We start from the raw sequence: 13,550 nt of genomic DNA, 5'->3' as shown, positions 1-13,550 counted from the left end.
AAATACTAGGTTCTTTTTTATGATTGATTATGCATTTTGTTTTTTCTTTAATAAACCAAGAATTACACCACTGATTACCGCACCTAAAGCGATTAATCCTAAGTATAAGAATGGGTGGCTTACTAACATGATAACGAAGATACCACCGTGAGGAGCCATTAATTTAATGTTCATTAAACCAACTAATCCTCCAGTTACCGCAGAACCAATGATGAAACTTGGAATCGCACGTAGTGGATCAGCGGCGGCAAATGGGATTGCCCCTTCAGTAACGAAAGATAGACCCATAACGATATTTGATAATCCAGCATCGCGTTCTTCTTTTGTAAATTTATTACGGAATAAAGTTGTCGCAACAAAGATTGCCAAAGGAGGAACCATACCACCAGCCATTGTGGCAGCCATCATTACAGAACCACCAGAAGCTACGCTTGCTGCTAAAGTACCTGTCGCAAAGACATAAGCTGCTTTGTTTACAGGACCACCTAAGTCTACAGCCATCATACCTGCTAATAATGCACCTAATAGAACTGCGCTTGTACCGCTCATTCCGTTTAAGAAACCATTTAACGCATCATTGATTGCTTTCATTGGAATGTTAATTAATAACATAGCAAATCCAGTAACCATTACTCCAAATAGTGGGTATAATAACACACTACGGATACCTGCTAATGCATTTGGTAAGTAAGAGAAGACTTTCTTCACACCTAATACTAAGTATCCAGCAGCAAAACCACCTACTAAAGCACCTAAGAATCCAGCACCACCTGCGTTTGCTAACGCACCAGCAACAAATCCGGCTACTAAACCAGGACGGTCTGCAATACTTGAAGCAATAAATCCAGCTAATACAGGTAACATGAAGCCAAATGCAGCATCACCGATTTGTTTAAACATCGCAGCTGCAGGGTGGTAAGAACCTAATTGTGCTAAATGATCTTTAGGAACTCCCATCGTTTGGTCAATCAAGAAGGCAAGTGCAATCATGATTCCGCCACCGATAATGAATGGTAACATTGTAGAAACCCCATTCATTAAGTGTTTATAAATTGTTTGCCATACAGAAGTTGGTTGTGCTTTTTCTTCTGTCGCTACGGATTGATCAGCTTCATAAATTGGGCAACGATCAGATAATGCTTCGTCAATTAATACTTCTGGTTTACGAACTCCATCAGCTACTGGACGGAATAATACGCGTTTTCCAGCAAAGCGAGCAGTTTCCACTTTTTTATCTGCAGCAATAATAACAGCTTGTGCTTTCGCAATTTCATCGCTTGTTAAAACGTTTTTCGCTCCATCTGAACCATTGGTTTCTACTTTGATGTTCACGTTTAAATCTTTCGCTGCTTGATACAATGCTTTTTCTGCCATATAAGTGTGGGCAATTCCTGTTGGACAAGCAGTAACCGCAACGATAAATGGAGCATCGTTATTTTCTTCAACTGCAGGTTGATTTTGTTTTTCTTCTTCTTTTTGTTCTTCTTTAAATAACTCGATCACTTGTTCTTTAGATGTTACTTCTTTTAATTTTCCAACAAAAGAAGGATTCATCAATAATTGAGATAGGGCAGATAATGCTTGTAAATGTTCATTATTTGCGCCTTCTGGAGCAGCAATCATGAAGAATAAATGAGTGTTTTGACCATCTAATGCTTCATAATCTAAACCTTGTTTACTACGAGCAAATAAAACGGTTGCTTGTTTTACGCTAGCACATTTTGCGTGAGGGATAGCAATACCATCTCCTAATCCAGTAGAGCTTTGTGCTTCACGTTTTAAAATTCCTTCTTTAAATGAAGCAACATCTTGGATCACTCCTGCTTCATATAAACGCTGCACCATTTCATCAATGGCATCTGCTTTGTTTGTTGCTTTTAAATCTAAGATCATGCAATCTTGATTCAGTAACTTTGTTACGTCCATCTTGTATCTCCTTGTGATTATATTTTAATTTTTCCTTTTTTATTTGTATCTTATATATCTTTCTTTTATCTGTACGAGGGGATCTTGTATTTTTCTTTTTTCTTTCTTATTTTTCTTTCTTATTTAATTTTTTCAATGACAACTTCGTTATAGCATTCTTGAATGAAGTCTGCCGTAGCTAAGTCATCAGAAAAAGCAGTAGCACTTCCGCAAGCAACGCCCATTTTGAAGGCTTCTAATGGATTCTTTGTTTGTGCATAAGTTCCTGTGAACCCAGCAATCATAGAATCACCAGCGCCGACTGAATTTTTTAATGGTTTTTTCAAAGGAGCTGCAAAGTAAATGTTTTCTCCTTCAAATAAAAGAGCACCATCTCCAGCCATAGAGATTAAGACTTGTTGAGCACCTTCTGCCATTAATTTTTGAGCGTAAGGATAAATATCTTCTTGCGTTTCAAAAGTAGTTTGATATAATTCTGCCAATTCATCTTTATTTGGCTTTACAACAAGAGGGCGGAAAGATAAAGCAGCTTCTAAATCTTTTCCTGTAGTATCAATAACAAATTGAGCGCCTCTTTCTGTGACAAACTGAATTAATTTTTGGTAGAAACCATCTTTTAAGTTTTTGGGAGTGCTTCCAGCAAAAACAATGATGTCTTCTTTTGTTACTTGAGATAATTGGTCAAATAACTGTTGTTGCTCTGCTTCAGAAATCATTGGACCTGCACCATTAATTTCTGTTTCTTGTTGAGCTTTAATCTTCACATTGATACGTGTATCTTCAGCAATCGAGATAAAATCAGTCGTAATGTTTTCTTTAGCTAATTCATTGGTGATGAAAGCTCCAGTAAAACCACCGACATATCCTAAAGCTGTATTTGGAATTTCTAAACGTTGTAAAATACGAGAAACATTGATTCCTTTTCCACCAGGAAATTTAAAATCAGTGTCCATACGATTTACTGTACCTAGTTCCAAATGATCCATTTGAATCACGTAATCAATAGAAGGATTTAGGGTGATAGTATAAATCATAATAGTTCCTCCAATTGTGTTTTTTCTTGAATCTCTTGACGTAGAGCTTCAGGGCAAAAATCAGTAATAATTTTTGCATCCTCCAAGGCAGAAAATGTTACAAAGGAAGAGCGATCAAATTTTGTATGATCAGTTAACACATAAGCTTGGCCACTATGTTGAATTGCAACTTTTTTAATACTTGCTTCTTCTGGATCTGGAGTCATAAAACCATCTTGCACATCAATCGCATTCGCTCCTACAAAAGCATAATCAAAGTGAAATTGTTGTAATTGCTCAAGAGCAGTAGTATTAATAATTGCTTGTGTATTCTCTTTAATCATTCCGCCAATAATATAGGTAGGGATATGATGTTGCATTAATTGATTTGCGTGGATGATAGAATTCGTTACCACTGTAATTTCTTTTCCTGCTAGATGAGGAATCATTTGTAACGTTGTACTTCCTGCGTCTAAGAAAATGACACTTCGTGGTTTAATTTTCTTCGCTGCAACCACGCCAATTTTTAATTTTGCCTCCATTTGGAACGTCGTTTTATCACTTAACTTTTCTTCATCAATTCGACTAGAAACGAGTTGTGCTCCTCCGTGACAACGACGAAGTAATCCCAATTCTTCCATTTCTTTTAAATCTCGACGAATGGTAGAAAGAGAAGTATTTAATTCTTCTGCTAATTCGTTAGTGCGTACAAATTGTTGTTTTTGTAGCGCTGCTAAAATTTGATTTTGTCTTTCAATTGTAAGCATTTTCATCTTCCTTTCGTTCTTATCTTATCATAGAGAAAATTCAAAATCAATCACAAAAATGCAAAAAATATATAAAAACAATCAAAATAAATCAAAAAAGAGCAAAAAGAGTAGAAGATAATTTTGCTTTTCTTAAAAAAATCCAATAAAATCCGTGAAAACTCAATAATTCGTTTCCCAAAAGAAGAAAAAACGTGATAAAATGAATTGTAAATAGGGGAGAGAGAACTCTTCCACCAGTGAAAGAGGTAGCTTATATGCAAAAAGTTAAGATTGTAACAGATTCCGCAGCAACCATTGAGAAAAAATGGGTCGAGCAATTTGATATCCATGTCATTCCTTTGACAGTGATGATTGATAATGTGGTATATGTTGATGGGGTTACGGTCCAAAGTGATGAATTTATGGATTTAATGGCTGAAAGTGAGTCTCTACCAAAGACTAGCCAGCCACCACTTGGAGAGTTTATTGAACTTTATAATGAATTAGGTCGTGACGGTAGTGCGATTATTTCCATTCATTTAGCAGAAACGTTAAGTGGTACAGTGAACTGTGCTCGTCAAGCAGCTACCATTGCGGATGCGGATGTTACGGTAATTGATTCTCATTTTATCGATCAAACACAAGCATTTTTAGCCATTCATGCCGCTAAAATGGCACAAGAAGGCGCAAGCAAAGAAGAAATTATTGAAGCGATTGAACGTCAACGTGATGAGCAAAGCTTCTTATACTTAGGAGTGGCCAATTTACGTAACTTAGTTGAAGGTGGACGTGTAAATCGTGTTACTGGTTTCTTATCTAGCTTTTTAAACATTCGTATTACTTTACAAATGAAAGATTCTAATTTAGAAGTAATGGGCAAAGGTCGTGGTGAAAAATTCTTTTTACGTTGGTTAAATAAATTTAAAGAAGATCTACGTACAAAAGAAGTGACACAAATTGGTATTTCTCATGCTGGAGATTTAGAATTAGCCAACAAAATTCATGCTGAAATGCAAGAGATGTATCCTGATATGTACATCCCTGTATTGCAAACTACACCAATTGTAGCGACACATACAGGACAAGGTGCGTTTGCGATTATGTACTGTACAAAATAAGAAAAAACAACACGTTAATTCGTGTTGTTTTTTTATTCTTTTAATCTTTTTTGTAATGCTTGGCGAGCAAGGTGGTCCGCTCCTTGGTTTTGTTTTTCTGGAATCCAAGTCAAAGAGTGGAGTGGGAATTTTTGGAGCTGCTGTAAAGCTCCTTTTAAAAGCTTTTGAAACTCTGGTTTTTTTGTGTATTGTTTCTCAATGCTTTGCACGACAATTTTGCTATCACTATGAATGGAAACCCATTCATTTTCCCAATGATGCTCTAAAAGAATGTTAAGTCCAGTAATTAACGCTATGAATTCTGCTTCATGGTTGGTATAATTATGAACTAAGGGCTGACTGATTTGCAGTTGCTCTTGATCTTTAAGAATGACAATGCCGACACCACAAGGACCAGGATTTCCTTTCGTGGACGCATCTACATATAATCTAATCATAGAAATTCCTTTCGATTGGTGGGTATAGAATGAAAAAGAAAGAGAAAAAAATTTTTTATTGTTTTGATCGTTATCATAACATCACTTATTGGTCTCTTACTTTATTTTTAATATGTCTTGTGGTCATTATATCATTAGAAGTAGGAAAACCAAATGTTTGGTCGATTAGCTGTGGACTTTTAGCATTTCTTTTAGTTATCATCGCTTATCGCCAACAATTACAATTCACAGACAAATCACTAAAAAAGAATTCCGTATGGCCCAAAAAAAGAAGGGACATCCCCTATACATCAATAGAAGGAGTTCAATGGAAACAAGGAATGTGTATTATTTATTTGCAAGATAAATCCATGCTTTCTATCCATCTTTGGCCAAAAGAAAAAGAAAGATTGATGGAATCATTTCAAGCAAAGGGAATCAAAATTGAAAATAAATAAAGAAAAGAGGGAAAAAGATGAAGTCAGATATTGAAATTTCACAAGCAGCTACATTATGGCCCATTACTAAAGTGGCAAAAGAAGTAGGATTAACCGAAGGACAAATTGAATGTTATGGCCATTATAAAGCCAAAATTAATGATAAAGCATGGGAAAACATGCCAACAAAAGAAGGAAAACTAATCTTAGTTACTGCTACGAATCCAACGCCAAGTGGCGAAGGAAAATCAACGGTTTCGATTGGTTTAGCTGATGCTTTACGTTTAGAAGGGGAAAATGCAACTTTAGCGTTACGTGAACCTTCTTTAGGACCTGTAATGGGAATCAAAGGTGGAGCGACTGGTGGTGGATATAGCCAAGTAGTACCAATGGAAGATATCAACTTGCATTTTACAGGAGATATTCATGCCATTACGACTGCCAATAATGCTTTAGCGGCTTTAATTGATAATCATATCCAACAAGGAAATGAATTAGGAATTGATGTTCGCAAAATTTTATGGAAACGTTGTGTAGACTTAAATGACCGTGCATTACGTCACGTTGTTGTTGGCTTGGGGGGACCTATGCAAGGTGTACCACGTGAAGATGGGTTTGATATTACAGTCGCAAGTGAAATTATGGCGATTTTATGTTTAGCTACTTCTCTTTCTGATTTGAAAGAACGTTTAAGTAATATCTTAATTGGCTATAACTACAATAATGAACCTGTTTATGTACGTGACTTAAAAGTAGAAGGTGCGTTAACTGTTCTTTTGAAAGATGCCTTCCAACCAAACTTAGTACAAACTTTAGCTCATACGCCAACCTTTATTCATGGAGGTCCATTTGCGAATATTGCTCATGGATGCAACAGTATTATGGCAACAAAAGCGGCATTACGCTTAGGAGATTATACTGTAACAGAAGCTGGTTTTGGAGCAGACCTTGGTGGAGAAAAATTCTTAGATATCGTTAGTGAACGACTAGATCACCGTCCAGAAGCTATTGTTTTAGTCAGCACTATTCGCTCTTTAAAATACAACGGTGGAGTAGCAAAAGAAGACTTAACAAAAGAAAATTTAGAAGCTTTAGAAAAAGGAAGTGCCAACCTAGCACAACATATTCAAAGTCTGACACGTTATCAAGTTCCTGTCGTTGTTGCGTTAAATCGCTTTGTTACAGACACAGAAGCTGAAATTGCTTGGGTAAAAGATTTCTGTGCTCGTCTAGGAGTAGTTGCGGTAGATACAGAAGTATGGGCAAAAGGTGGCGAAGGTGGTCGTGAGTTAGCCAAAGCAGTAATTGCAGCTTGCGAGGAAAAACATGAGTTTTCACCTTTATATACAGAAGCAGATTCTTTAGAAGAAAAAATTCGACAAATTGTCATTCATACTTATGGCGGAAAAGATTTTGTATTAACTACAGAAGCACAAAAACAATTAGCTGAAATTAAAGCTCACGGTTGGGATCACTTACCAATTTGTATGGCAAAAACACAATATTCCTTATCCGACCAACCAGAGAAATTAGGAGCACCAAAAGACTTTACGATTACAATTCGTTCCTTTATTCCAAAATTAGGAGCAGGATTTATTGTTGCCTTAACAGGTACAGTATTAACAATGCCAGGGTTACCAAAAAAACCAGCCGCATTAAATATGGATGTAGATGAAAATGGAAAAATTAAGGGGTTGTTTTAATTGGTTATTCCATTAATGATTAGTGCCTTTGTTTTACTAGCTGATCAAGCCTTAAAATTTTGGGTTGTCCAACATATTCCTTTAGGAGATATTGTTGGGCATAACCCTGTATTAGATTTGACGTATTTACAAAATCGAGGCGCTGCATGGAGTATTTTTCAAGGAAAAGTAGGATTTTTATTTTTAATTGCGTTTATCGCAAGTTTAGTAATCATTTATTTACTATATAAATATCGCCATCGCAGTCCATGGTTACGTATTGGTCTAGGACTATGTTTAGGCGGAGCACTAGGGAATATGATTGATCGTATTCGTTTAGGTTATGTAGTAGATATGTTTCATTTAGAATTATTCTCTTTTCCGGTTTTTAATATTGCAGATATTGCTTTATGTATTGGTGTGGTCTGCATTATGTTCTATTTGGTGAAAGAAGAATAAGGGAGAGAAACAATGACAGAAAAACAATATACGATTACAACAGAAAAAGGACGTATCGATAAAGTATTAGCGAATCTTTTCCCAGAATATACTCGTTCCAAATTACAAACATGGGTAAAAGAAGGCATCGTGACAGTTAATGGAAAACCAACTAAATCCAATTATAAAGTAGCTACAGGAGACCAAATTTCCTTTACGCCACAAGAGGATAAACCACTAACTGCAGAGCCACAAAATATTCCGTTAGATATTATTTATGAAGATGAAGATGTAATCGTCATTAATAAACCGCAAGGAATGGTTGTACATCCATCTCCAGGACATCCTGATGGAACATTAGTCAATGGATTACTTTATCATACGCAATTATCAGAAATGGAAGAGGGCACAATTCGTCCAGGAATTGTCCATCGTATCGATAAAGATACTTCTGGCTTATTGATGGTAGCGAAGAATAATCAAAGTCATGAATCATTAGCGAAGCAGTTATCAGAAAAAACGAGCCATCGCCGTTATTTAGCGATTGTTCATGGAGATATTGATCATGCCAAAGGGAAAATTGATGCACCGATTGGACGTGATCCAAAAGATCGTAAAAAACAAGCAGTGATTAAAGAAGGACGTCCAGCAGTCACTCACTTTGAAGTACTAGAGCGCTTTGGTCGTTATACTTTAATTGCTTGTCAGTTGGAAACTGGACGTACGCATCAAATTCGAGTGCATATGAATTATATTGGACATCCTTTAGCTGGAGATCCATTGTATGGTCCAAAGAAAACTTTAGCTGGAGAAGGGCAATTTTTACATGCTCAAGAACTTGGGTTTGAACATCCAACGACGGGAGAATGGATGCAGTTTTCTGTAGAACCACCAAAATTATTCCAAGAAACATTAGAGAAATTACGTAAAGGGGAATAAGCAGATGACAGAGACAATGAAACAAATTATTGATGCTGAAGCTATGAAACGTATGATTACTCGTCTGTCTTATGAGATTATTGAAAAGAACAAAGGATTAGAAGATGTTGTTTTATTAGGAATTCGTTCTCGTGGAAGTGATATTGCTTTACGCATTGCAAAACGTTTAGAAGAATTAGAAGATACGAAAGTCCCTGTCGCAAGTATTGATATTACTGCGTACCGCGATGATAAAAAAGAAGACACTACTTATTCTAATCAAGAAGCGGTTCATTTTTCTATTACAGATAAAAAAGTTATTTTAGTAGATGATGTATTATATACGGGTCGTACCATTCGTGCAGCCTTAGATGCAGTAATGGATCTAGGACGTCCACAATCTATTTCTTTAGTAGCATTAGTAGATCGCGGTCATCGTGAATTACCTATCCGTGCTGACCATGTAGGGAAAAATATCCCGACTGCAAAATCAGAAGAAATTGTAGTCTTATTAGAAGAAACCGATGGTAAAGATGGTATTTATTTAAAATAAATTGCATCAAAAAAGAAGCTCTTCGTTAACGAAGAGCTTCTTTTATTTTATCGTACTATTATTTTATCGTACTATGCTTTACGATTTTGTTTTTTATGACGATACCATAGGTAAGAAATTCCACTAGCGGCTACAAGGAAAGAAGTACCTAAAAGGACTAATTTTCTTTCTTTTTGGGCACCAGTTTGAGGTAATACATCTTTATCAAACTCTTGTACACTACCCGTATTTGGTCGAGTATTTTGGTTGACATCATCAACTGTTGTGTCGTCGATTGTTGTATCTACTACTTCTGTATTTCCCCCTTGGCTACCGGAATGGCTACCTGTTCCATTAGGACGAGATTGAGAACTAGATCCTTGTCCTGAAGAAGGTTGACCAGATTCACCTTGTCCTGGCGTAGTACCAGTATTTGGTTTGTTACCAGTACCTTGGCTTGGCTTATTACCACTTGGTTTATTACCTGGTTTGTTACCAGTGCCTTGACTTGGTTTATTACCTGGTTTGTTTCCAGTGCTTTGACCTGGTTTATTACCACTTGGTTTGTTACCAGTTGGTTCATCAGAGGTACCTGTAGTTCCTGTATCTCCAGAAGGGCCTGAAGTGGCAGGAGTTGAACTTGTATCTACAGGGGTAGATGAAGTTGATGAACTACTACTTGAGCTAGATGAGCTACTACTTGAACTGGAGGAAGAACTAGAACTACTTGAACTGGATGAGCTACTGCTTGAACTACTACTTGGAGTTGTTGGTTTCGTAGCTGAAGAACTTGAACTTGAAGAACCTTCATTTCCGGTAATACCACCAGATCCTTGGTCGGTAATTTTCAATACATAATCATCTTTAACGGTTTGGTGATTAGTAGTAACAACGACATGGTTCGTATAATTTTGTCCATTTTTCAATGAATCAGGTTTACATTGATAATAAACAATCCAATTTGTATTTGCTAAATATTTAGCTGGAACAGAAAGAGACCAACTATTACCATTTACTTTTAACCAACCTAATTGGACTAATTTTGTATATCCCACTTGATATTGTTGGGTAGAACCTGCAGGTGTGATATATAAATGGAAAGAGCTTGGAATGAATGAGGCACCTGGTGTCGCATTTGGTGTATCATGAATAACTACATTTCCAGTTGCATTTTGTGCTGTAGCTCCTTGAATTTGCCAGTTGATTAATCCATTTTTCCCATTATGTCCTACTTTTTCTACCATATTTGCGGTAATCGGACCAGAAGGATTTTGTCCAGGACCTGTCGTTGTACCTGGGACAATATGGATGATAATATATTTACCATTCACTTCAATTTTGACATCTTGTGTTTGTTGAGATGTTCCTTCTAATGCCCATTGGGCTTCTACTGAGAAAGTGAAGTGACCTGTAAATCCATTTGGTAACTTAGAAACATTATTATTAAATGTAACAACCGCTTGATTATTTTGAATATTCACGGTTGCGATATCTTTCACATCTTGACCATTTGCTGTTTTTCCGTCAATGGTAAAAGTACTTTTCACACCATATAAGCCTGCTTTATCATTGGTAGGTTGAGGAATGTTAATGGTTAACTTTGTCCCTGGTTTAACATTTCGACCTCCCGCAAAGTCCACATTTACCGTTACACGTTGTCCATCAGTGACATTTTGTGCTCCAGTTGTTATATTTGTGACTTCTACTTGACCCTCACCTGGATTATTTGTTTGTGCTGCTGCACAAATTCCAGGAGTCAGAAAATTAAGGAAGAGCAAAAGACTTAAAAACATTGATACTATCTTTTTCATATCAATCTCTCCTTTCGCTAAGAAATTATAGCGTTTACATATTGTTGTGTCCGATTCTAGCTCCTAGCGGCCAGTTCCTATTTTTTCTTAATCATATGTTGAATATGAGATATTTTCATTTGTTTTGTTATTTTTTAAGGAATAAATTCTAAAAAGAAAAGACAAAAATCCAAGAAAAATAGTAGAAGGAAAGAGGAGAATTTTGCTACAATAGTAAAGAATACAAGAAGAAAAGAAGGAAAAATCATGACAGAAAATCAATTTACTATTGGAATGAATCCGCAACAAAAAGAAGCGGTTGAATATACAGAAGGGCCATTACTTGTAATGGCTGGCGCAGGAAGTGGGAAAACTCGTGTGTTAACTCACCGTATTGCATATTTATTATCTACACATATGGATTTACGTCCTTGGAATATTTTAGCGATTACTTTTACAAATAAAGCAGCGCGTGAAATGAAGGAACGTTTAGAAAATCTGATTGGCCCAAGTAGTCGTGATTTATGGGTTTCTACGTTCCATAGTATGTGTGTCCGCATTTTACGCCGTCATGCTGAAAAATTAGGATATCATTCAAACTTTTCAATTTTGGATGCTTCTGAAACAAAAACAATTGTGAAACGTATTTTAAAAGAAAAAAATTATGACGAAGAGAAATTCAGTGCAGATGCTATTTTGTCTTATATTCGTCGTTGGAAAAATGAAACCATTTTCCCAGAAGAAGTCCAAAAACAATTAGAAGGATCGACTCATATTTTGCAAAAAATTGCTTGTGAATGCTATGTAGCTTACCAAGAAGAATTGAAACGTAATGATACGATGGACTTTGATGATTTAATTATGTTAACTCTATCTCTTTTTGAGGAGTTTCCAGAAGTACTTGCACAGTATCAAGAACAATTCCGCTATATCCATGTCGACGAGTATCAAGATACAAACCATGCACAATATTTATTAGTGCAACAATTGGCTGCAAAATATCAAAATCTATGTGTTGTAGGAGATGCAGACCAAAGTATTTATGCTTGGCGTGGAGCAGATATTACTAATATTTTGAATTTCAAAAAAGATTATCCAAAAGCAAAAGAGATTTTATTAGAACAAAATTATCGTTCAACAAAAACGATTTTAAATGCTGCAAATAATGTAATTCAAAACAACTATGATCAGGGAGATCAATTGAAACAATTATGGACCGATAATGAAGAAGGCGAAAAGATTACTTACTATACAGCTGATGATGAAAAAGCAGAAGCTATTTATATCGCTGAAAAAATGAAAGAATTGATTGCTGATGGATTCCATTACCATGAAATGGCTATTTTATATCGTACCAATGCGCAATCTCGTGCTTTAGAAGATGTGTTTATGCAATTTAATCTTCCGTATCATATGGTGGGAGGATTAAAATTCTATGACCGCAAAGAAATTAAAGATTTAATTGCTTATTTGAAAGTGATTGCTAATCCCCAAGATATGATTAGTTTCCGTCGAATTATTAATACGCCAAAACGAGGAATTGGGGCTACTTCTTTAGAAAAGATTTTAGCATTTGCTAAAGAACAAGGTTTATCTGCGATTGAAGCATGTAAAAATGCAAGTATGGCAGGAATCCGTGGAAAAGCAGTAGGTCAAATGGAACAATTTGCAGAACAAGTAGAACGTTGGGCAGAGTTAAGTAAAGAAATGGACTTAACAGAATTTGTCGACTTAGTTCTAGAAGAAAGTGGCTATTATGACATGCTTCGTGAAAGCAAAGGGTTAGAAAATGAGACTCGCATGGAAAACTTAAAAGAGTTTCAATCCGTTACTCGTGCTTTTGTAGAACGTTGGGAACGTGGAGAAGTAGAAAAAGAATTAGGACAAACAATGCTTTCTGCCTTTTTAAATGACTTGTCCTTACTATCTGATATGGATATTAAAGAAGAAGAAATTCCAGATAGTGTGGCCTTTATGACGCTTCATGCTGCAAAAGGATTGGAGTTTCCTGTTGTCTTTATCGTTGGTTTAGAAGAAAATCTTTTCCCAAGTAAAATTGAAGAAGATCAAATTGAAGAAGAGCGCCGTCTAGCCTATGTGGGAATTACTCGTGCTGAAAAACGTCTATTTTTATTAAACGCTCGTCGTCGTATGTTCTTTGGACGTACACAATATAATTCTCCTTCTCGCTTTATTGAAGAGATTGATGCCCGTTACTTAAATACGATTCAACCAAATCCAATTGGCTTTAAAAATACAATGACAGAAAATAAAAATCCATATCGTAAAAATCGTGGATATCGTCAACCACTACAAAAGATTGTAGAACATAAAACTTTATCTGGGGCTGAAAAAGAAAGTTATCAAGTAGGCGATAAAGTCATCCACCGTAAATGGGGTGAAGGAGCAGTATTGAATACGAAAGGTTCTGGAGATCAATTAGAGTTGGAAGTATTCTTTAATAGTCTTGGAGAAACAAGAAAATTAATGGCTAAATATGCGCCAATTGAAAAAAAGAAATAGGGTGAGTT

The 13,550-nt window shown here is 36.0% G+C and carries 12 protein-coding genes; 7 read left to right on the top strand and 5 right to left on the bottom strand.

Going from position 1 to position 13,550, the window contains the following annotated elements:
• Positions 1 to 27: 27 nt before the first annotated feature.
• The 3 genes from C683_RS03175 to C683_RS03165 all read right to left on the bottom strand — a co-directional run bounded on the left by C683_RS03175 (position 28) and on the right by C683_RS03165 (position 3,706).
• Positions 28 to 1,926, bottom strand: a complete 1,899-nt coding sequence (locus C683_RS03175) for a PTS fructose transporter subunit IIABC (protein ID WP_009489923.1) — start codon at positions 1,924 to 1,926, stop codon at positions 28 to 30.
• Between the two features lie 119 nt (positions 1,927 to 2,045).
• A complete protein-coding gene (pfkB, locus tag C683_RS03170; protein ID WP_009489922.1) occupies positions 2,046 to 2,960 on the bottom strand; it encodes a 1-phosphofructokinase in 915 nt (304 codons plus the stop codon).
• Complete coding sequence (locus C683_RS03165; protein WP_009489920.1) at positions 2,957 to 3,706, bottom strand: DeoR/GlpR family DNA-binding transcription regulator; 750 nt, start codon at positions 3,704 to 3,706, stop codon at positions 2,957 to 2,959. The genes pfkB and C683_RS03165 overlap by 4 nt, the downstream gene beginning before the upstream one ends.
• Positions 3,707 to 3,963: 257 nt before the next feature.
• On the opposite strand from C683_RS03165, the gene C683_RS03160 reads away from it, so the two are divergent.
• Entirely contained in the window at positions 3,964 to 4,806 is an 843-nt protein-coding gene (locus C683_RS03160) for a DegV family protein (protein ID WP_009489919.1), read from the top strand.
• 32 nt (positions 4,807 to 4,838) lie between these two features.
• Here the strand turns inward: C683_RS03160 and C683_RS03155 are convergent, their stop codons facing one another.
• Entirely contained in the window at positions 4,839 to 5,243 is a 405-nt protein-coding gene (locus C683_RS03155) for a ribonuclease HI family protein (RefSeq protein WP_009489917.1), read from the bottom strand.
• A gap of 29 nt (positions 5,244 to 5,272) precedes the next feature.
• On the opposite strand from C683_RS03155, the gene C683_RS03150 reads away from it, so the two are divergent.
• Genes C683_RS03150 through pyrR form a run of 5 tightly spaced genes read left to right on the top strand, consistent with a single transcriptional unit; the run spans position 5,273 to position 9,250 of the window.
• Positions 5,273 to 5,680 (top strand): EbsA family protein, encoded by a 408-nt coding sequence (locus tag C683_RS03150; RefSeq protein ID WP_040388633.1) that lies wholly within the window; start codon positions 5,273 to 5,275, stop codon positions 5,678 to 5,680.
• Positions 5,681 to 5,697: 17 nt separating this feature from the next.
• On the top strand, positions 5,698 to 7,362 hold the full coding sequence (locus tag C683_RS03145) for a formate--tetrahydrofolate ligase (RefSeq protein ID WP_009489914.1): 1,665 nt from the start codon (positions 5,698 to 5,700) through the stop codon (positions 7,360 to 7,362).
• Positions 7,363 to 7,800, top strand: coding sequence for a signal peptidase II (lspA, locus tag C683_RS03140; RefSeq protein WP_009489912.1), 438 nt, complete (start codon positions 7,363 to 7,365; stop codon positions 7,798 to 7,800).
• A gap of 12 nt (positions 7,801 to 7,812) precedes the next feature.
• Entirely contained in the window at positions 7,813 to 8,718 is a 906-nt protein-coding gene (locus tag C683_RS03135) for an RluA family pseudouridine synthase (protein WP_009489910.1), read from the top strand.
• 4 nt (positions 8,719 to 8,722) lie between these two features.
• Positions 8,723 to 9,250 carry a bifunctional pyr operon transcriptional regulator/uracil phosphoribosyltransferase PyrR gene (gene pyrR / locus C683_RS03130; protein WP_009489907.1) on the top strand — a complete coding sequence of 176 codons (528 nt, stop codon included), beginning with the start codon at positions 8,723 to 8,725 and terminating at the stop codon, positions 9,248 to 9,250.
• Positions 9,251 to 9,321: 71 nt separating this feature from the next.
• Here pyrR and C683_RS06590 read toward each other — a convergent pair whose 3' ends face one another.
• Positions 9,322 to 11,040 carry an Ig-like domain-containing protein gene (locus C683_RS06590; protein WP_009489905.1) on the bottom strand — a complete coding sequence of 573 codons (1,719 nt, stop codon included), beginning with the start codon at positions 11,038 to 11,040 and terminating at the stop codon, positions 9,322 to 9,324.
• Positions 11,041 to 11,286: 246 nt separating this feature from the next.
• On the opposite strand from C683_RS06590, the gene pcrA reads away from it, so the two are divergent.
• Positions 11,287 to 13,542: a DNA helicase PcrA gene (pcrA, locus tag C683_RS06530; protein WP_009489904.1), complete on the top strand. Its 2,256-nt coding sequence runs from the start codon at positions 11,287 to 11,289 to the stop codon at positions 13,540 to 13,542.
• Positions 13,543 to 13,550 lie beyond the last annotated feature (8 nt).

It is taken from the genome of Catellicoccus marimammalium M35/04/3, assembly GCF_000313915.1.
Lineage (GTDB): Bacteria > Bacillota > Bacilli > Lactobacillales > Catellicoccaceae > Catellicoccus > Catellicoccus marimammalium.
This window is presented reverse-complemented; position numbering and strand designations above follow the sequence as displayed.

Excerpts from the sequence above, each read along its gene's own strand:
- C683_RS03145 (WP_009489914.1), top strand. The coding sequence starts at position 5,698 with ATGAAGTCAGATATTGAAATTTCACAAGCAGCTACATTATGGCCCATT.
- pfkB (WP_009489922.1), bottom strand. The coding sequence starts at position 2,960 with ATGATTTATACTATCACCCTAAATCCTTCTATTGATTACGTGATTCAA.
- C683_RS03150 (WP_040388633.1), top strand. The coding sequence starts at position 5,273 with ATGAAAAAGAAAGAGAAAAAAATTTTTTATTGTTTTGATCGTTATCAT.
- C683_RS03155 (WP_009489917.1), bottom strand. The coding sequence starts at position 5,243 with ATGATTAGATTATATGTAGATGCGTCCACGAAAGGAAATCCTGGTCCT.
- C683_RS03160 (WP_009489919.1), top strand. The coding sequence starts at position 3,964 with ATGCAAAAAGTTAAGATTGTAACAGATTCCGCAGCAACCATTGAGAAA.
- C683_RS03165 (WP_009489920.1), bottom strand. The coding sequence starts at position 3,706 with ATGCTTACAATTGAAAGACAAAATCAAATTTTAGCAGCGCTACAAAAA.
- C683_RS03135 (WP_009489910.1), top strand. The coding sequence starts at position 7,813 with ATGACAGAAAAACAATATACGATTACAACAGAAAAAGGACGTATCGAT.
- C683_RS03175 (WP_009489923.1), bottom strand. The coding sequence starts at position 1,926 with ATGGACGTAACAAAGTTACTGAATCAAGATTGCATGATCTTAGATTTA.
- pyrR (WP_009489907.1), top strand. The coding sequence starts at position 8,723 with ATGACAGAGACAATGAAACAAATTATTGATGCTGAAGCTATGAAACGT.
- pcrA (WP_009489904.1), top strand. The coding sequence starts at position 11,287 with ATGACAGAAAATCAATTTACTATTGGAATGAATCCGCAACAAAAAGAA.
- C683_RS06590 (WP_009489905.1), bottom strand. The coding sequence starts at position 11,040 with ATGAAAAAGATAGTATCAATGTTTTTAAGTCTTTTGCTCTTCCTTAAT.